General features: G+C 37.2%; 20 protein-coding genes and 1 riboswitch. Of the genes, 14 read left to right on the top strand and 6 right to left on the bottom strand.

All coding sequences use genetic code 11. The features are described from left to right. Positions 1 to 145: 145 nt before the first annotated feature. The gene (locus tag ACZ5N5_RS11415; protein ID WP_245902390.1) at positions 146 to 496 is read left to right on the top strand and encodes a DUF1878 family protein; all 351 of its coding nucleotides are present in this window, start codon (positions 146 to 148) and stop codon (positions 494 to 496) included. Between the two features lie 78 nt (positions 497 to 574). On the opposite strand, the gene ACZ5N5_RS11420 is transcribed toward ACZ5N5_RS11415, so the two are convergent. Together ACZ5N5_RS11420 and ACZ5N5_RS11425 are read right to left on the bottom strand one after the other, a co-directional pair. Next, a complete protein-coding gene (locus ACZ5N5_RS11420) occupies positions 575 to 946 on the bottom strand; it encodes a YtxH domain-containing protein (RefSeq protein ID WP_109985096.1) in 372 nt (123 codons plus the stop codon). A gap of 71 nt (positions 947 to 1,017) precedes the next feature. Next, on the bottom strand, positions 1,018 to 1,452 hold the full coding sequence (locus ACZ5N5_RS11425) for an HIT family protein (protein ID WP_245902352.1): 435 nt from the start codon (positions 1,450 to 1,452) through the stop codon (positions 1,018 to 1,020). A 191-nt stretch (positions 1,453 to 1,643) separates the two neighbouring features. Between ACZ5N5_RS11425 and ACZ5N5_RS11430 the strand changes: the two genes are divergently transcribed. After that, a complete protein-coding gene (locus ACZ5N5_RS11430; protein ID WP_109985095.1) occupies positions 1,644 to 2,390 on the top strand; it encodes an ABC transporter ATP-binding protein in 747 nt (248 codons plus the stop codon). Next, positions 2,383 to 3,594 carry an ABC transporter permease gene (locus ACZ5N5_RS11435; protein ID WP_277678506.1) on the top strand — a complete coding sequence of 404 codons (1,212 nt, stop codon included), beginning with the start codon at positions 2,383 to 2,385 and terminating at the stop codon, positions 3,592 to 3,594. Before ACZ5N5_RS11430 ends, ACZ5N5_RS11435 begins: the two co-directional genes overlap by 8 nt. Before the next feature lie 93 nt (positions 3,595 to 3,687). Here ACZ5N5_RS11435 and ACZ5N5_RS11440 read toward each other — a convergent pair whose 3' ends face one another. Both ACZ5N5_RS11440 and ACZ5N5_RS11445 read right to left on the bottom strand, forming a co-directional pair. After that, positions 3,688 to 4,854 carry an amidohydrolase gene (locus ACZ5N5_RS11440; RefSeq protein WP_464372521.1) on the bottom strand — a complete coding sequence of 389 codons (1,167 nt, stop codon included), beginning with the start codon at positions 4,852 to 4,854 and terminating at the stop codon, positions 3,688 to 3,690. 179 nt (positions 4,855 to 5,033) lie between these two features. Continuing rightward, positions 5,034 to 5,477 carry a ferritin-like domain-containing protein gene (locus ACZ5N5_RS11445; protein WP_054788842.1) on the bottom strand — a complete coding sequence of 148 codons (444 nt, stop codon included), beginning with the start codon at positions 5,475 to 5,477 and terminating at the stop codon, positions 5,034 to 5,036. A gap of 137 nt (positions 5,478 to 5,614) precedes the next feature. After that, positions 5,615 to 5,714: riboswitch (TPP riboswitch) on the top strand. 113 nt (positions 5,715 to 5,827) lie between these two features. On the opposite strand from ACZ5N5_RS11445, the gene ACZ5N5_RS11450 reads away from it, so the two are divergent. The 7 genes from ACZ5N5_RS11450 (at position 5,828) to ACZ5N5_RS11480 (ending at position 10,589) form a co-directional block, all read left to right on the top strand. Next, positions 5,828 to 6,451 (top strand): thiamine phosphate synthase, encoded by a 624-nt coding sequence (locus tag ACZ5N5_RS11450; protein ID WP_342767752.1) that lies wholly within the window; start codon positions 5,828 to 5,830, stop codon positions 6,449 to 6,451. Further along, complete coding sequence (gene thiO, locus ACZ5N5_RS11455) at positions 6,444 to 7,568, top strand: glycine oxidase ThiO (RefSeq protein WP_464372522.1); 1,125 nt, start codon at positions 6,444 to 6,446, stop codon at positions 7,566 to 7,568. Before ACZ5N5_RS11450 ends, thiO begins: the two co-directional genes overlap by 8 nt. A 15-nt stretch (positions 7,569 to 7,583) precedes the next feature. Then, positions 7,584 to 7,787 (top strand): sulfur carrier protein ThiS, encoded by a 204-nt coding sequence (thiS, locus tag ACZ5N5_RS11460; RefSeq protein ID WP_054860523.1) that lies wholly within the window; start codon positions 7,584 to 7,586, stop codon positions 7,785 to 7,787. A gap of 3 nt (positions 7,788 to 7,790) precedes the next feature. Next, the gene (locus tag ACZ5N5_RS11465) at positions 7,791 to 8,561 is read left to right on the top strand and encodes a thiazole synthase (RefSeq protein ID WP_464372523.1); all 771 of its coding nucleotides are present in this window, start codon (positions 7,791 to 7,793) and stop codon (positions 8,559 to 8,561) included. Then, positions 8,551 to 9,573 (top strand): ThiF family adenylyltransferase, encoded by a 1,023-nt coding sequence (locus tag ACZ5N5_RS11470; RefSeq protein ID WP_054788834.1) that lies wholly within the window; start codon positions 8,551 to 8,553, stop codon positions 9,571 to 9,573. The genes ACZ5N5_RS11465 and ACZ5N5_RS11470 overlap by 11 nt, the downstream gene beginning before the upstream one ends. 120 nt (positions 9,574 to 9,693) lie before the next feature. Next, the gene (locus tag ACZ5N5_RS11475) at positions 9,694 to 10,116 is read left to right on the top strand and encodes a disulfide oxidoreductase (protein ID WP_109985089.1); all 423 of its coding nucleotides are present in this window, start codon (positions 9,694 to 9,696) and stop codon (positions 10,114 to 10,116) included. Positions 10,117 to 10,118: 2 nt separating this feature from the next. Continuing rightward, positions 10,119 to 10,589 (top strand): thioredoxin family protein, encoded by a 471-nt coding sequence (locus tag ACZ5N5_RS11480; protein ID WP_464372524.1) that lies wholly within the window; start codon positions 10,119 to 10,121, stop codon positions 10,587 to 10,589. Positions 10,590 to 10,758: 169 nt separating this feature from the next. Here the strand turns inward: ACZ5N5_RS11480 and ACZ5N5_RS11485 are convergent, their stop codons facing one another. Next, positions 10,759 to 11,229, bottom strand: a complete 471-nt coding sequence (locus ACZ5N5_RS11485) for an antibiotic biosynthesis monooxygenase family protein (RefSeq protein ID WP_054788833.1) — start codon at positions 11,227 to 11,229, stop codon at positions 10,759 to 10,761. 139 nt (positions 11,230 to 11,368) lie between these two features. Between ACZ5N5_RS11485 and ACZ5N5_RS11490 the strand changes: the two genes are divergently transcribed. The 4 genes from ACZ5N5_RS11490 to hemY all read left to right on the top strand — a co-directional run bounded on the left by ACZ5N5_RS11490 (position 11,369) and on the right by hemY (position 17,059). Further along, on the top strand, positions 11,369 to 13,543 hold the full coding sequence (locus ACZ5N5_RS11490) for a transglycosylase domain-containing protein (protein ID WP_464372525.1): 2,175 nt from the start codon (positions 11,369 to 11,371) through the stop codon (positions 13,541 to 13,543). 133 nt (positions 13,544 to 13,676) lie between these two features. After that, entirely contained in the window at positions 13,677 to 14,711 is a 1,035-nt protein-coding gene (gene hemE / locus ACZ5N5_RS11495; protein WP_464372526.1) for a uroporphyrinogen decarboxylase, read from the top strand. A 15-nt stretch (positions 14,712 to 14,726) separates the two neighbouring features. After that, positions 14,727 to 15,668 (top strand): ferrochelatase, encoded by a 942-nt coding sequence (gene hemH, locus ACZ5N5_RS11500; protein ID WP_277678513.1) that lies wholly within the window; start codon positions 14,727 to 14,729, stop codon positions 15,666 to 15,668. Continuing rightward, positions 15,665 to 17,059: a protoporphyrinogen oxidase gene (hemY, locus tag ACZ5N5_RS11505; RefSeq protein ID WP_109985084.1), complete on the top strand. Its 1,395-nt coding sequence runs from the start codon at positions 15,665 to 15,667 to the stop codon at positions 17,057 to 17,059. The genes hemH and hemY overlap by 4 nt, the downstream gene beginning before the upstream one ends. A gap of 189 nt (positions 17,060 to 17,248) precedes the next feature. On the opposite strand, the gene yhfH is transcribed toward hemY, so the two are convergent. Then, positions 17,249 to 17,377, bottom strand: coding sequence for a protein YhfH (gene yhfH, locus ACZ5N5_RS11510; RefSeq protein ID WP_109985083.1), 129 nt, complete (start codon positions 17,375 to 17,377; stop codon positions 17,249 to 17,251). Positions 17,378 to 17,506: the final 129 nt, after the last annotated feature.

Consider the following 17,506-nt stretch of genomic DNA (forward strand, 5'->3'; position numbering starts at 1 on the left):
AAGCACCTCATGAATATAGTATGTTTCATAAGAAAAATCAATAGGTTTTACGAAAAAATTACGAAAGAATTTTTGATTGAAATTGCCTGCAAAAATTTAGAATAGAACAATGGTTTTTGGAAAGGTGGTAGGAAACGTGTCAAAAATGGAGGCAGAATTGAAAAAACAACAATTTCAACTTTATTTATTGCGCTCTATAAGCAAATTAAATGACCATCCTTTTACCCAAATGTTATTTGAAAATGAAGTAACAGAATATGAATATCAAGAAACCCTAGATCTTTTAAAACGATTAGAGGGTCAATTTGAGGAATGGATAGAGGAAGGCTACCTTCATTTTGAACCATTACTCGTCCAATTCGTTGGAGCACTTTGTGAGAAATTGGAGCCGGAAAAAACGATGATTGCACTCAGAGATGAGGGAATGTATAAAAAAATGATGAACCAGTTTATTAAGCTTCATTTTAAGTATAAGAAGAATGATTATGTCATGTAGAATTACGAAGAAAAGCAATACCCGTTCAAATAAAAAAATGGCTCCTGTCATTATATTGACAGGAGCCATTTTTGATAATTAGTAGCTTTCCGTACGATTTTTGGTTTTGTCCTCTAGTTCTTTTAAGCTTTTTTCTATTTGATTTAAATACTTCTGGATATTTTTCTGATGGGGCTCGACGGTTTTCTTCCATGATTCAATCGATTCTTTAACATCAAGAGAGAGATCTTTAATTAGTGATACCCCTTCTTTAGAGGTTTTGGTGATTTGTTCTTTAATATCCATCCCATCTTCACGAAAGCGATTGAATGAATCAATGGCTTCATTGCTATAATGCTTCATATTATTACGAAGGTCTTTACCAGACTTCGGAGTGCTTAGTAATGTAGCTGTAGCACTAACTACACCACCTACAACGATTCCAAGCATAAGTGATTTCGTATTAATCATGATCAACCACGTCCTTTCTATTCTTATTATTCTCTATTTATTATCGGATCAAACTATATTTTTCAAATCTTCTAGGATGAAATCTTTTGATTTATCTGTTCGGCAATCGATGAAAGGTCTTCTCGTGTATACCGATCATCATGTGTTACCCATTTCATACCAAATCCGTCTTCTTTATTATAGCGGGGAATTAAGTGGATATGTAAATGAAAAACAGATTGCCCTGCAGGTGCCTCGTTATTATTCAATATGTTTAATCCAATTGGTGAAAACGATTCTTTAATAGCATTAGCGATCTTTGGAACACGGCTAAACACATTTGCTGCGATATCTTCCTCTGTTTCATAAATATCCTTCGCATGTGTTTTCGGTATAACTAATGTATGTCCTTTTGTTACCTGACTGATGTCTAAAAAGGCGTAAACCAATTCATCCTCATAAACCTTAGCAGACGGTATGTCTCCTTTGACAATTTTACAGAAAATGCAATCACTGTGTGTAGCCAACGATATCGCTCCTTTTAATTTTATATTTAGCATATTCATTTAGTATGTAATCATTAATTCTATTGTATAAATAAATATTAGGTTGCGCAACAATGACCATCACATTTCTTTCATCTAGTGAAATTCTTTGGCATAACACCAGTAAAATGATAATATTTTAGCATGTAAGGTAATAGAAAGGATGGTTGGAAATGGAGCCACTATTACATATTGAACAATTAGAAGGTGGATATACTCATCGGAATGTATTGCACGGGATTTCCTTTGATGTATTTCCTAACGAAATCGTCGGTTTGATCGGTTTAAATGGCGCTGGGAAAAGTACAACTATTAAACATGTCATTGGATTAATGCAGGCGAAAAAAGGTTCTGTTGCGATCAATGGAAAAACCTTTAATCAGCAAAAAGAAGCCTATCGACAACAGTTTTCATATATACCAGAAATGCCTGTTTTATATGATGAGCTAACATTGGAAGAGCATTTACGCTTAACAGCTATGGCTTATGATATTCCAGAAGAAATCTTCAAGAAACGGGTAGAGCCTTTATTAAAGGAATTTCGACTAGATGGAAAGTTAAAATGGTTTCCAATCCATTTTTCTAAAGGGATGCGTCAAAAGGTGATGATCATGTGTGCTTTTCTTGTGGAGCCCGATTTATACATAGTGGACGAGCCGTTTGTTGGCTTAGACCCACTTGGAATCCAGTCTTATTTGCAATGGATGAATCGAATGAAGGAGCAAGGGGCAGGCGTACTAATGTCAACGCATATTTTAGCAACTGCAGAACGGTATTGTGATCGTTTTGTCATTCTTCATGATGGGAAGATCAGAGCACAGGGAACGTTAGAAGAATTAAGACATGCCTTCGGTCGCCCTGAAGCGACACTTGATGATTTATATATTCAATTAACAAAGGAAGCAGATGCTCATGCTTAACGCGAAGGAGTTTTTTTTCGAACGTCTCAAGGCACATGTAAAAGAATTGAATCGCTATTTGCGTTATATTCTAACAGGTCACCTAGCAATCGCGATGTTTTTTATTTTCTCTGCTATGGCTGTTTATTACCAAAAATGGTTAGAAGAGCTCCCAGAAAACTTTCCAGTAGCCATTGTAATTGCCGTTTTGTTAGGCTTTTTTACTATGTATAGTCCGATTCAAACACTATTAAAAAAGGCAGATGTGGTTTTTTTAATACCTGCTGAACAGAAGCTTGCTAGTTATTTTACTCGTACGCTAATCTATAGTTATCTTACTCAAATCTACCTTGTCTTGTTTGTTTATGCTGTAATGGCACCATTGTATTTTGCATCCTTTTCCGATGGATCACTTTACTTCCTTCTACTCTTTTTACTTTTACTTATCAAAGCATGGAGTATACTGGCCAATTGGTGGATGTTAAAGATAAGGGAGCGATCCTCACGAGTTATCGATCAGCTTGTGCGTTTATTACTTATTATTGCTATCGTTTATTTCTTTTTGGAAAGGGAAACGATGTATTTATTTATGGTGACGGCTATACTTGTTGGTTTGTTCCTATACAATTATTTATTAGCAAAAAAGCAGCCTGGTATCCAATGGGATTTGTTAATAGAACGGGATTATTTAAGAATGCGCTCCTTCTATCGTCTGGCTAACATGTTCACAGACGTACCACACTTAGAAACGACAGTGAAGAAGCGACATGGATTGGCGCGCCTACTAACAAGCTCTATTCCTCATAAACAACATAATAGCTATACCTTCTTGTTCCGTTTAACTACGGCAAGAAGTGGAGAATACTTTGGAATATATATCCGGTTACTAGTTATTGGCTGCCTACTCGTTTACTATGTACCAAATCCATGGCTCAAGCTCATCTTTGCGATTCTCTTTGGTTATATGACATTCATACAATTAATGCCATTATGGAAACATCATTTTACCTTAGTATGGTTGGATCTATATCCAATTACTGAAAAAGTTAGGGAAGCGTCCTTTATTAAGTGGTTAAAGCAATTAATGATTATCCAGCTCGTTATATTTGCTGTATTTTTATTCTTTGTCGGAAATCTAGAGCTTGGTCTGTTCATGTTTATTTTTAGCATTTTATTCATTCAATTTGTTATCCCTGCTTATGTTCATAAGAAGTTGAAGGGGTAAAAACGAAACAGGTAAACAAATAATAGGAGAGGCTATCCCATTTTTTATTAGGGGATAGCCATTTTTAATGGTGGTTAACTATGTAATAGTTATCTACTGGTTGGCACGATATACTGCTGAAATCAAAGTTTTTGCTGCGATTTTCATTGCTCGTTCATCAAAGTCAAACCTAGGATGGTGATGTGGTATAAATCCATCCTCTATTTGTGCGCCCGTAAAGAAAAATGCCCCAGGTTTACGTTCTAAATAATAAGCAAAATCCTCTCCTGTCATGCTTGGTTCAACCATTTCAGCTTTTTTAACCTCTGAAACCTGTTGGGCAGCTTCAATAATCCATGCTGCCTGTTCCTTATGATTCACGACAGGTGGATATCCTTTTTGGTAATCAAAATGATAGGAAACATCATAGCTATGACAAGTACCTTTGATGATCCTTTCCATTTCAGAGATGATGAACCGCTGTAGTTTTAAATCAAGCGTTCTTACAGTACCTTCAATGATTGCGGAATCTGGTATTACATTATAAGCATTCCCTGCATGAAAGGTACCGATGGATAGAACGGCTGTGGCTAATGGATCAAGCTTTCTACTAATAATTTGCTGAAGATTTGCGATTAATTGGGAACCTATCACGATAGGATCCTTGGTTTGATGTGGAATACCTCCATGACCACCGGTTCCATTAATTTTAATCGTAAACTTATCGGCAGCAGCCATAAAATTTCCAGGTGCTGTCTGCACAACTCCATATGGCGTATTTGTCCATAAGTGTGTTCCAAATACAAGCTCCACCTCATCTAATATTCCTGTATCAATCATTGGTTTTGCGCCTCCAGGTGCGACTTCCTCAGCATGCTGATGGATAAAAACAATTTTGCCAGGAATAACTTCTTTATATTGTTTAAATATTTTTGCAATGGTTAACAGTGTCGTAGTATGACCATCGTGGCCACAGGCGTGCATCACACCTTGACTTTTGGAACGATATTCCACCTTTTTTTCATCTTGGATGGGAAGTCCATCAAAATCTGCTCGCAATGCGATGGTCTTACCAGGTTTGCCTCCAGTTAGTGTAGCGACAACACCGTTTCCACCGACATTTGCTTGGTATGGTATTTCTAGTCTCTGATAGTGCTCTGCAATAAAGGCAGCGGTTTTGTATTCATAAAAGGAAAGCTCAGGGTATTGATGCAAATATCTTCGCATATTTACCATCTCATCATAATGTTGGTCTATTTCTATAAAAAGATTGTTTAGCATATATGCATCATCCTCTTACATTTTTTCTCATTATATCACAGTATTCTAGATGTGCATGGTGACTCAAGCTAAAAAAAATAACCCGAGCTTGTGAGCCCGGGCTAACATTAATCTATATAAAAAGGGGGGTATTTACATTTTAGAAAAGCATAAAGGCATCGCAAGAAGTCAGGTTTTTCCTAAAAGAAGCTTTTATCAGCTAGAAGTCTTTGCGTTTCTTCTTTATGTCCTGTTTCATCTGCGATCATATCGTCTAATTTAACGACAAGCTCTGTAAAACCTAATTCTTCTGCTTGTTGTTTCCTTTTTTCATAGCGTTCAATTGTCTCGGTTTCTGCTTTTAATGTTGCTTCAAGCATTGCTCTTACATCTGTTAATTGTTCTACTTTAGCTGGTGTCGTAGTTGGAGTCCCGCCTAATGTTTTGATCTTGTCTGACAAATATAGGGCATGTCCAATCTCATCATCAATCTCATCTTCAAAGAAAGGCTTTAATAAGGAGCGATACAACCCAGATACTACAGATGCATGATAGGTATACATAATAGTAGAAGCATATTCATTCGCTAAGTCTACATTTAATCCATCAATTAATTCTTGTAATTTTTTTTCATCTTGTGCCATGTTAGCTAACATCCTTTCACGTTTTAATCTTCCATTATATGTCTACCCTTAAATTTTAAAATTAAACATAAAAAAACTCCCTTATTGGCAAATCCGTGAATCTATGCTATTCTTTTCCTGTAAGCAACTAACTTCATAACGAACACTAGGGGAGCCTTTAAGGCTGAGACGGATTATTTCGGACCCTTTGAACCTGATCTGGTTAACACTAGCGTAGGGAAGTGGTAGAATAGCTTTGCATGTTTTTAGCATAATCAAGCCACTTGTCTTTATTAGATAAGTGGCTATTTACGTTTCAATTTAAGTTTTTCTTCCATTTCCCATTGCGTGTGACAAAGGAGTGAAAGATTTTGATCGAGAAACATCTGCACTTAATATCTAATGGGAATTTTTCTAACCAACATCTCCCTATCCTTAAAGAAATCCAACATGATATTGACTTTCTCCATATTAGAGAAAAAGAAAAAACTGCAAAACAATTAATGGATTCTATTAATTCATTAATAGGGATTGGGTTCCCTCTATCCAAAATCATCATAAATGATCGGATCGATGTAGCATACATGATGAAGTGCGCTGGGGTGCAGCTTGCTTACCATAGTGCTTGTGTATCTGCAGTAAAAAAACATTTTCCATCCATGTTATGTGGGAAATCTGTTCATTCCGTAAAAGAGGCAAAGCGAGCAGAAGAAGAAGGTGCAGATTTTTTGTTGTATGGACATATTTTTGCTAGTAATTCTAAACCTAACCAGGTTCCAAGAGGATTAATTGCACTTAATAGGTTAATAGACAGTGTTGCAATTCCAGTTTATGCAATCGGTGGAATAACTCCAGCTCTAGCACGGGATATACTGAAATGTAATGCGAGTGGCATTGCGATAATGTCTGGAATATGGGAGGCAGCTCAACCTCTTCAAGCTGTAAAGGCATACCGGAAAGTGTTGAAGGAAGCAAGGAGGGATAGGTATGAATAATTATGATCAAATCATTGTCGGTGCTGGTGTCATAGGTTGCTCAATTGCGTATCAATTAACGAAAAGGGGGTATAACGTTTTAGTATTGGAACAAAACAAAATAGGATGTGAGGCATCAAGTGCTGCTGCTGGAATGCTCGGAGCACAAGCGGAATTTTCAGAGGATTCTCCTTTGTTTCGATTTGCAAGAGAAAGTCGCTCCCTTTTTCCAGGGTTAGCAACAGAGCTAAAGGATCAAAGTGACGTGGATATCCATTATATGAACAATGGGATGTATAAGCTTGCCTTCCATGAAAAGGAATGGCAGCAATTAGAGGAAATCGCTCGTTTCCAAGTTGATGCAGGCGAAGAGGCATATATTTTAGGGCGTGATGAGGTAGTTAAGGAACTAAAAAATATTACCTCTCATTTTCTAACAGCATTATACTTACCGAATGACGGTCAGGTGTCAGCACCAGATTTAACAATAGCATTTGCTCTTGCTGCAAGAAACAATGGAGCAACAATAAAGGAATATACGGCTGTAACTAAACTTCTGATCAAAGATGGGCAAGTTCAAGGAGTAAGAGCAAATCAATGTTGTTATTATGCAGATCAAATAATATTGGCAACAGGAGTAGGCGGAAATCATTTGCTTCCTTTTTTAACAGATCCGTATATTATTTCACCTGTAAAAGGGGAGTGCTTATCGTTAATCACAGAAGAGCTGAAGGTAGAATCAACAATAGTTACCAATGGCTGTTATCTCGTTCCTAAGAGTAAGCAAAGAATCATCATTGGTGCGACTTCTATGCCTAACGATTGGGATAAAGAAGTGCGTGTTGAAGGAATTTATCAATTATTAACTCGTGCTCAAAAGATTTTGCCATGTTTGAAGAAGGCAAAAATGGAAGGCTTTTGGTCGGGATTACGACCACAATCAGCAGATGGCTTCCCTTTTCTAGGAGAAGTACCCGATATAGCAGGTTTATATATGGCAAATGCTCACTTTAGAAATGGTATTTTGCTTTCACCTATTACGGGTGAGTTTATGGCCGATTTAATAGAAGGAAAAGAAGTAAAGGCAGCATATAAGGAGAATTTTTCTCTTCATCGATTTCAAAAAGCATTTACATGAAGGTAGGTGAAATGATTGAAGCTTTTGGTCAATGGAAATGATTTAACAGTTAATAGCAGTGTGAATAGCATACAGCAATTGATCGAACATTTAGAGCTAAGGAACAAATCTTTGATTGTAGAACATAACCAGCAAATATTGAAAAAAGAGGACCATGAGAAGACTATCATAAACGATGGTGACAGAATCGAAATCGTTCATTTTGTAGGAGGAGGATGAGCAATGCTTACAATAGGAAAGTATCAATTTAACTCACGATTATTTTTAGGAACAGGTAAATTCTCGGATTTTGATGTGCAGAAAAAAGCGGTGGAGGTGTCCCAAACAGAAGTATTAACCTTCTCTGTTCGGAGAATGAATATTTTTGATCCAAACCAACCCAATTTTCTTGAAAAAATCGACCTTGAAAAATTTACTTTCTTGCCAAATACAGCAGGAGCAAGTAATGCAGAAGAGGCAGTTCGAATCGCTAAATTAGCTGATGCTTCAGGGTTATGTGATATGGTGAAAGTAGAGGTTATTGGATGCTCCAAAACATTGCTCCCAGATCCAGTAGAAACATTAAAAGCAACAGAAGCTCTATTGACAGAAGGCTTCACTGTATTGCCATATACCTCGGATGATGTTGTACTAGCACGTAAATTAGAGGAATTAGGTGCTCACGCTATTATGCCAGGAGCTTCTCCAATTGGAAGTGGCCAAGGCATTGTAAATCCATTAAACTTGCAATTTATAATCGAACAAGCAAAGGTCCCAGTTATCGTGGACGCAGGTATTGGCTCACCTAGTGATGCAGCGTTAGCAATGGAATTAGGAGCAGATGGTGTTTTGTTAAATACGGCAGTTTCTGGGGCGGATAATCCAGTACAAATGGCAGAGGCTATGCGGCTAGGGATTGACGCAGGAAGACTCGGCTATACAGCAGGTAGGATAGAAAAGAAGAATTATGCTGTAGCCAGTAGTCCTAAGGATGGGATAAGTGTTGGAAGCTAGTCGTTATAGTAGACAAATATTGTTTGAGCCAATCGGGGAAGAGGGGCAATTGCGACTTTCTAAAAGCCATGTACTTATCATTGGGGTAGGTGCCTTAGGATCTATTAGTGCAGAGACATTGACACGTGCTGGAGTTGGAAAATTAACCTTGGTAGATCGTGACTATGTGGAAGAGAGTAATTTGCAGAGACAGCAGCTGTTCACTGAAAAGGATGTAATCAATCAAACTCCAAAGGCAATTGCTGCTAAGGAACGCTTAGAGTCGATTAATCATTTGGTCAAAATTGACGCAATGGTGATGGATGCAGATGTCAGTAAGCTGGAACAAATCATACCAAAGGTTCACTTAGTCATTGATGCGACCGATAATTTTGAAACCCGTTTGCTTATAAATGACCTTTGTCAAAAATATCGAAAGCCATGGATTTATGGTGGCTGTGTTGCTAGCTATGGCATCACATTTACCGTTTTACCTAATGAAACCCCATGCTTACAATGCCTAATGAAACATATTCCACAGGATGGCGCAACCTGCGATACTGTTGGTATTGTTAGCCCTGTAGTACAAATGGTCGTATCTCATCAAATGATCGAGGCATTCAAGATTTTAACTGGTAACAAGCAACAATTATCAGGAAAACTAATAGCGTTTGATCTATGGCAAAATCAGCGAATGGAGTTAGCAGTCGAATCTTTAAGAAAGAAAGATTGCCCATCGTGCTCCGAAAATAAACAGTTTCCAAATCTTTCTTATGAGCAACAATTAAAAACCGCCGTTTTATGTGGAAGAAATACGGTTCAAATTCGTTCCCCACATAAACAAGTACATTTAGAAGAAATCGCTAGACATTTACAAAAAAAACAATCATTAAAGGTTTTTCAGAATCCATACCTTCTTTCATTTGAAATAGAGAACCATCGTATGGTCGTTTTTCAAGATGGTAGAACATTGATTCATGGCACAAAAGATTTGACAGAAGCTAAAAAATTATATTATCAATTTATCGGTTAAAAATTACAGGGGCTACCTTCACGGCTAGCCTCTGTTTAAATTTTTTGTAAAATCGCTCAATCTATTTTGTAAATAGAATGGTTATCTGTATAATAAGATGGGAGAGGAGAGAGGTGGATAATGGATAGTAAGAAAGATACGCTATTGTTTATCATTTGGGCGCAAAGTTTAGTTGCTATGCTAGGCAGCCTATTTTACTCAGAAGTTATGGATTATATACCCTGTGAACTATGCTGGTATCAACGAATTTTAATGTATCCACTAGTTCTTATTTATGGGTATGCTCTTTATAAAAAAGATATCAGATATGCATTTCCTGGAATCATAATGAGTGGAATCGGTATTCTCGTTTCTGGCTATCATTATTTAATTCAAAATGTACCAAGCTTACAATCTGCTGGGGATGCATGTGGAGTGGTTCCTTGTAATGCTATCTATGTAGATTTTCTAGGGTTTATCACCATTCCTTTTCAAGCATTTGTAGCTTTTTTAGTCATTTTTAGCCTACACCTTGCATTAATTGTTCAACAAAGGAGAGCTTAATTTTGAAAAAGATGATTATATTTATCATAGTGCTAGTAGTAATTTTTTTAGCCTTATTCTTCGTCGTGAAATATCAAAAGGACAAGGCGTCAGAAGGAAATCCGTACGATAAATCAGACCTTCATTCTGCAACCATCGAACAATTAGATGATGAAAACTATCAAAATCAAATTCTACCAGATGAGCTAGCAGACAAGCTTGAAAATGGTGAAGATGTAACGGTTTATTTCTATAGTCCTACATGTGTACACTGCCAACGTACTACCCCAGTTGTCGTTCCAATGGCAGAAGGCTATGGGATTGATCTAGTTAAATTAAATTTATTAGAGTTTGAAGCACAATGGGATGCATATGGAATTGAGGCAACACCAACCCTTGTCCATTTTGAAGATGGAGAAGAATCTGCCCGTATTGTTGGGGAACAAGAAAATGAAAGATTCGAATCATTTTTTGAAACAGAAGTATTAGAATAATGGAATAAAAAAGGTATAAATCCAGACTTTTATCTAGTTAGAAAAGTCTGGATTGTTTTTTAGTGAAGTAACATTTCGGGCGATTCCACATTTTAAAAACTCTGTTATCAAAGCGATGATACACGTCCCAACACCCATGCAATCCTTCAGTCCCTATTTCTCCAAGTACTTACGCTTCCTCTTCTCCTACTTGATATACATTAGTATAGGCAGGGCCTGCACTATATGGCTTTTGTTCTATTGCCATTCCTTCGTCATTTTTCCATCTTTGATAAGCATATTTATTTCGCCACTCTGTTAGTAAGATATACGTTTTCCCCTTGGAAGGACGTAGGAGTCTAAGTGCGATAAATCCTGGGTGATCTGTTATGTTCTTAGCTGTTTCCTTTAATTCCAATTCAAAAATAGGAGCACCTTCGTCTGTAATGGGAAGATGTGTAAGAGCGATAAAACCAGTTTCTTGCAAATCATTTTGTGATAGGACTACTTCATAATTTCGGCTTGTTTTGAAAATAGAAGAATTTTTATCATCTTCATAATATGCAATGGCTGTATCCGCATTATGCATTAGAATAAAGGGGTGTTGATCTTCTAACTTCGATAAGTATTCAAAAGTACCATTTGTCATAAATGCCTTCATTTTCTTTCCTCCTCGATTATCAATTCTTTAAAATCGTTTTTCCCGTATGTTGTGTGATAAAATAAAAATATTGTGTGTTAAAATGTGACAAAAGATGCAAGTGTAGATACCAAAATTTGATGAAAGGTGGTGCAAACTGTTGGGATTTCTCCATAAATGGATGCAGAACAGCTGGGTAATGATAAAACGCTTTAAAGTGTTGGTTATTATCTTTACTGCAATGATTTTCTTCGCTTTCTGTGGTTATTTATTCTTATTATTTGGTGGAAGTTTAGTTTTTAATGAAGCTGCTACATATTTACCCCAAACCTCTAAGGTTGTAACTGAGGATGGGACAATTCTAGGAAAACTTTATAGCGAAAATCGTGAGTATGTCTCCATAGATGAAATACCTGAACATGTGGAAGCTGCCTTTTTATCATTAGAGGACAAGGATTTTTATGAACATTCCGGAATATCCTTTCCAGCAGTTGCACGGGCATTATATCGTGACATTCTCGCCATGAGCAAAGTCGAAGGCGGAAGTACGATTACGCAACAGCTAGCGAAAAACTTATTCTTAGTTAATGATAAAACATGGATGCGAAAAACGAAAGAGGTTATGGCTTCCATCTATTTGGAACGTAATTATAGTAAGGAAAAAATTCTTGAGCTTTATTTAAATGAAGTGTATTTTGCGCATGGAATTTATGGTGTCGGAACAGCAGCGGATTACTTTTTTGGAAAAGATATTTCAGAGCTTACGATCGATGAAGGGGCACTCCTTGCTGCAATGGTAAAAGCCCCTAACACTTATTCTCCTTATATTGATAAGGAAAAGGCAAAAGAAAGAAGAGACCTTGCCCTTTCTCAAATGGAGAAGTATGGAGAAATTTCAACAGAAGAGATGCTCTCCTTCCAAGCAAAAACGATAAACGTTCAAACACATGAGCAGGAGGAGGAACCATGGTTAGATGACTATTTTGACCATGTATTGAAGGAAGTAGAGTATGTATATGGGCTCAGTAGGGAGGCGTTGAAGCGTGGTGGCTATACGATAGAGGTATATATGGATCCACTAATGCAAAAAATTGCCTATCAAAAAATGCAGGACGATAGCTTTTTTCAAGCTTCTAATCAAAAGGTGGATGGGACCTTCGTATTAATGGAACAAGAATCAGGACATTTAAAGGCATTAATTGCTGGTCGTGATTTTTCCTTCTCGGAAATTAATCAGCTTCATGTTGCTAAACAGCCTGGGTCTATTATGAAGCCTTTAGCAGTCTATGGTCCAGCTATGCAATTAGGGGAATATAAACCATACGATTTACTCCTTGACAAAGATATCGATTATGATGGCTATCACGTTAAAAATGCAGACGGTCAATATGATGGGCAAGTCACGATGTATGAGGCGATCAACCAATCGAAAAATGCTCCAGCAGTCTGGTTATTAGATCAAATCGGAATTGATTATAGTAAAGCTGTTTTAGAAAAAATGAATCTTACTATAAAAGATAAAGGACTTGCTATCGCATTAGGTGGGCTAGAAAAAGGATTAACACCTATAGAAATAACAGAAGCATATCGTACCTTTATTCATCGAGGACAATGGACGGAATCGAGAAGTATCCAATCCATAACCGATTCCTCAGGAGAGATTATCACTCCACAAGAACAAAAAACAACGGAGATTTTTAACCAACAGGTCGCATGGAATATGGTACGGATGTTAGAGGGGGTTGTCCAAACGGGTACAGCACAAAATGGAGATTTTTCCAAAGCATTAGCAGGAAAAACAGGATCGACAGAGCATCCACACTCACCGGGGAATATAAAAGATGCCTGGTTTGCGGGATTCACTCCTGACTATGTGATGTCAGCATGGATAGGGTTTTCCGAAGCTCCAGCAGAAAATTATCTCACCACTGGTAGTGAAGCACCGACTCGATTGACAAAATCGATTTTACAAGAGATAGATAAACATTATTCGTTAAAGCAAAACTTTGAAAAACCTAATCAAGTGAAGGAGTTGCCTAAGCCAATCGGAGAATTACCTGTCATTACGGATTTATCGACATCGATAGAATTTGGCGGTTTCACCGTAATTCAAGGAGAATTAAACTGGACAGTAGCTGATGATGAACGAATTGTTTATCAAATTTATGAACAGAGGGAAGAAAAGGATAAATTAGTTGGAGAAGTGAAAGGGAAAGGGAATTATACTGTTGGATTAGGTGATGTTTTTCAATCAAAGCAGTATTATGTAGTTCCATATAATCCGTTAACAGAGCAATCGGGACAACCATCGAATATCACAACCTTTAGAGAATAAGAATTAATTTTAGCTTTATAATTGTTTTTTAGTTATAATAATTACAATTTAGTGAACAATTGTGAAAAATGCTATACATGTACGATTAAACATTTTATAGTTAAATAGAATGAGGAAAAAGGATGGAATAGATATGACAGCATTTAATGATACGATTTTAAAAGCGTTTCGTGGTGAGGAAACAGACTATACGCCTGTCTGGTATATGCGTCAGGCTGGAAGGTCCCAAAAAGAATATAGAGAATTAAAAAAGAAATATTCTTTATTTGAAATTACTCACCAGCCGGAACTATGTGCCTATGTTACGAAGCTTCCTGTAGACATGTATAATGTCGATGCAGCTGTTTTGTACAAGGATATCATGTCACCATTACCGGCAATTGGTGTAGATGTAGAGATCCAATCTGGCATTGGTCCAGTAATTGAGAATCCTATAAAGTCATTAAAAGATGTGGAGAAATTAGGAACAATCGATCCCGAAAGTGACGTTCCATATGTATTAGAAACGATTCGAATATTAACAAAGGAACAGCTTCAAGTACCTTTGATCGGTTTTAGTGGTGCTCCTTTTACCATAGCAAGCTATATGATTGAAGGAGGTCCATCGAAAAATTATCATCGAACAAAAGCATTGATGTATAGTGACCCGAAGGCATGGTTTGCTCTGATGGACAAATTAGCTGATATGACAATAACGTATGTCAACGCCCAGATACAAGCTGGTGCCCAAGCTATTCAAATTTTTGATTCATGGGTTGGTGCGTTAAATGTTGCTGATTATCGTACCTACATCAAACCAATTATGCAGCATATTTTTACAGAATTGAGAAAAAATAATGTACCTCTTATTTTATTTGGAGTAGGTGCAAGTCATTTAGTGAAGGAATGGAATGATCTCCCTGTTGATGTGCTTGGATTAGACTGGCGCTTATCTATTCGTGAGGCGAGAAGCTTAGATGTAACAAAGGCATTACAAGGGAACTTAGACCCAGCCTTCCTGCTCTCAGATTGGGCAACGGTTGAAAAGAAAGTGAAAGAAATCATTGATGAAGGAAAACAATATCCGAGTCATATATTTAACCTTGGACATGGAGTGACACCAGAAATAAATCCAGATCGTTTAAAAAAATTAACTGAATTTATTCATACTTATTCCAAGCAAGCATAGAAAGGATGTTTCATGATGACAAAGAAAAAAATCGGACTACTCGTAATGGCATATGGTACTCCTTATGAGGAAGCAGACATAGAACGCTATTACACAGATATTCGCCATGGACGTAAACCATCCCCAGAGATGTTAGAAGACTTAAAAGAGAGATACAAAGCAATCGGTGGTATTTCTCCACTTGCTAAAATCACGAAAGATCAGGCAAAGGCATTAGAAGACCATTTAAATGAAGTACAGGATGATGTGGAATTCGTTCACTACTTAGGCTTAAAGCATATTGAGCCATTTGTAGAAGACGCAGTGAAAAAAATGGCTGATGATGGGATAACAGAAGCTATTTCTATAGTACTTGCCCCACATTATTCTACTTTTAGTGTGAAGTCTTACAATGGTCGTGCTCAAGACGAGGCAGCTAAATTTGGTATCACGATAAACTCTGTGGAAAGCTGGTATGATGCAGAAGGATTTATCGATTATTGGAAGGAAGCCATCTTAGCAGAATATGAAAAAATGGAAGAAACAGAAAAAGAGAACGCGGTGCTTATTGTCTCTGCCCATAGCCTTCCTGAGAAAATTTTGCAATATGGTGACCCATATCCAGAGCAATTACAAAAAACGGCAGACCTTATTAAAGCAAAAACAGGAATCAAAAATTTGGAAATTGGCTGGCAAAGTGAAGGAAATACGCCTGATCCTTGGTTAGGTCCAGATGTACAGGATTTAACCCGTGAGTTATATAATGAAAAAGGATACCGCAGCTTTATTTATGCCCCGGTTGGGTTTGTTGCAGACCACTTAGAAGTTCTCTATGACAATGATTATGAATGTAAGGTTGTATGTGAGGAGCTTGGTGCGAACTACTATCGTCCATCCATGCCGAACGCTCATCCTAAATTTATCGATACTTTAGCAACCGTTGTGTTAAATAAATATAAAAGTAATGATCGATCATGAAAAAGATTGTAATCATTGGCGGTGGTATTGCGGGACTTACCGCCGCTTTTTACTTAAAAAAGCAGATAAAAGAAGAAAATCTACCATATGAAGTGAATGTAATAGAAGCGAGCAATCGTCTTGGTGGAAAAATTAAAACAGAGCGTCGGGATGGCTTTACAATGGAACGTGGGCCTGATTCCTTTCTCATTCGAAAGCAGTCGGCTGAGCGTCTTGTCCGTGAGGTTGGCTTAGGGGATAAGCTAGTAACAAATGGGACAGGGAAATCTTATATACTAATTGGAAATGAACTCCATAGTATGCCTCAAGGATCATTTATGGGTATTCCTACTCAAGTCAAACCATTTTTATTATCCGATTTATTTAGTATAGCGGGCAAGCTTCGAGCAGGGATGGATTTTATTAGACCTAAAGGAATGCCTCAAGACGATCAATCACTAGGAAAATTCTTTCGCAAGCGATTTGGTGATGAATTGGTTGAAAATTTAATAGAACCATTACTATCTGGTATTTATGCCGGAGATATCGATGATTTAAGCTTAATGGCTACTTTCCCAAATTTTTACGAACTGGAGCAAAAGTATGGCAGTATTGTAAGGGGCTTGCAAAAGTCGATGCCAAAGACGAAGAATACGGGTAAAAAGAGAAGCATGTTCTACAGTCTTGAAGGTGGTTTACAAACACTCGTGGAAGCATTAGAGCAAGCTCTTGGGGATGAAATGATCTATAAAAATACAAAGGTTAAATCATTGGAAAAAATAAATAGTAACTACCAACTTTCCTTATCAGATGGCTCAATAGTGAATGCTGATGCGGTGATGGTGGCAACACCTTTTGCATCCATGAAACAAATGTTAGGTTCTTATGATTTTATCCAAAAGCTAGGGGAAATGAAGGCAACATCTGTAGCAAATGTTGTGTTAGCCTTTGATCAGTCTGCTATTAAAGAAGATATTGATGGTACTGGTTTCGTCGTATCACGCAATAGTAGTAATCGTATAACAGCTTGTACATGGACACATAAAAAATGGCCGGAAACCACTGTACCAGAAGGAAAGGCATTGCTTCGTTGTTATGTAGGAAGACCTGGTGATGAAGAAGTGATTCATCTATCAGATGATGGATTAGAGGAGCTAGTTCTTGCCGATTTGAATAAGATTATGAGGATTGATGGTAAACCTCTTTTTTCTGTTGTGACACGTTGGGAAAATGCAATGCCCCAATACCGTGTTGGGCATAAGCAGATGGTAGAAAAATTAGAAGGAGATTTGATGGAACACCTCCCTGGCGTATATGTAGCTGGTAGTCCCTATAAAGGGATTGGGATTCCGGACTGTATTGATCAAGGGGAAGAGACCGTCAAGAAAATGTTAGAGTTTTTAGCCGAGTAGAGTTGCTTAGAAAAGCACTCTACTTTTTTTTGTGTTTATACCATATATAAAAAAAGAGCAGCTTTAGAAGCTGCAGGTGTCTGTCTTTCACATATATCTTGATTAATTGGATGGGAATGTTCGTCATCCTTATTCAGCAGGATAAGAAGGATGAAAGGAACGAAAGATATAGGGTAAAAGACGTATAGGTTAAATGGCGGGATGATTGCAGCTGTCACAAATGTTATGATAACAATCTGCTTGTTCTACAATATCATTTCCGCACTTTACACACTTTTTTCTAGGGATATTACGAAAGAATTCTAAGATGTTTATCATAGACAAATCCCTCCAAAAATCGTGTCGTACATTTATTGTATTATAACAAAATCAAAAAATCAATACTTTGTATTAGTACAATTTCAAAAAATTGTTTTATCCTCTTTCTTCTTTTATACTTAGGTAGAA

The organism is Gracilibacillus sp. JCM 18966 (assembly GCF_055392695.1).

What these genes read in the sequence shown, in the direction of transcription:
- ACZ5N5_RS11430 (WP_109985095.1), top strand. Translation starts at nt 1,644, where the DNA reads ATGGAGCCACTATTACATATTGAACAATTAGAAGGTGGATATACTCAT.
- ACZ5N5_RS11475 (WP_109985089.1), top strand. Translation starts at nt 9,694, where the DNA reads ATGGATAGTAAGAAAGATACGCTATTGTTTATCATTTGGGCGCAAAGT.
- yhfH (WP_109985083.1), bottom strand. Translation starts at nt 17,377, where the DNA reads ATGATAAACATCTTAGAATTCTTTCGTAATATCCCTAGAAAAAAGTGT.
- ACZ5N5_RS11445 (WP_054788842.1), bottom strand. Translation starts at nt 5,477, where the DNA reads ATGGCACAAGATGAAAAAAAATTACAAGAATTAATTGATGGATTAAAT.
- thiO (WP_464372522.1), top strand. Translation starts at nt 6,444, where the DNA reads ATGAATAATTATGATCAAATCATTGTCGGTGCTGGTGTCATAGGTTGC.
- ACZ5N5_RS11465 (WP_464372523.1), top strand. Translation starts at nt 7,791, where the DNA reads ATGCTTACAATAGGAAAGTATCAATTTAACTCACGATTATTTTTAGGA.
- ACZ5N5_RS11435 (WP_277678506.1), top strand. Translation starts at nt 2,383, where the DNA reads ATGCTTAACGCGAAGGAGTTTTTTTTCGAACGTCTCAAGGCACATGTA.
- hemH (WP_277678513.1), top strand. Translation starts at nt 14,727, where the DNA reads ATGACAAAGAAAAAAATCGGACTACTCGTAATGGCATATGGTACTCCT.
- hemY (WP_109985084.1), top strand. Translation starts at nt 15,665, where the DNA reads ATGAAAAAGATTGTAATCATTGGCGGTGGTATTGCGGGACTTACCGCC.
- ACZ5N5_RS11420 (WP_109985096.1), bottom strand. Translation starts at nt 946, where the DNA reads ATGATTAATACGAAATCACTTATGCTTGGAATCGTTGTAGGTGGTGTA.
- ACZ5N5_RS11415 (WP_245902390.1), top strand. Translation starts at nt 146, where the DNA reads ATGGAGGCAGAATTGAAAAAACAACAATTTCAACTTTATTTATTGCGC.
- ACZ5N5_RS11485 (WP_054788833.1), bottom strand. Translation starts at nt 11,229, where the DNA reads ATGAAGGCATTTATGACAAATGGTACTTTTGAATACTTATCGAAGTTA.
- ACZ5N5_RS11440 (WP_464372521.1), bottom strand. Translation starts at nt 4,854, where the DNA reads ATGCTAAACAATCTTTTTATAGAAATAGACCAACATTATGATGAGATG.
- hemE (WP_464372526.1), top strand. Translation starts at nt 13,677, where the DNA reads ATGACAGCATTTAATGATACGATTTTAAAAGCGTTTCGTGGTGAGGAA.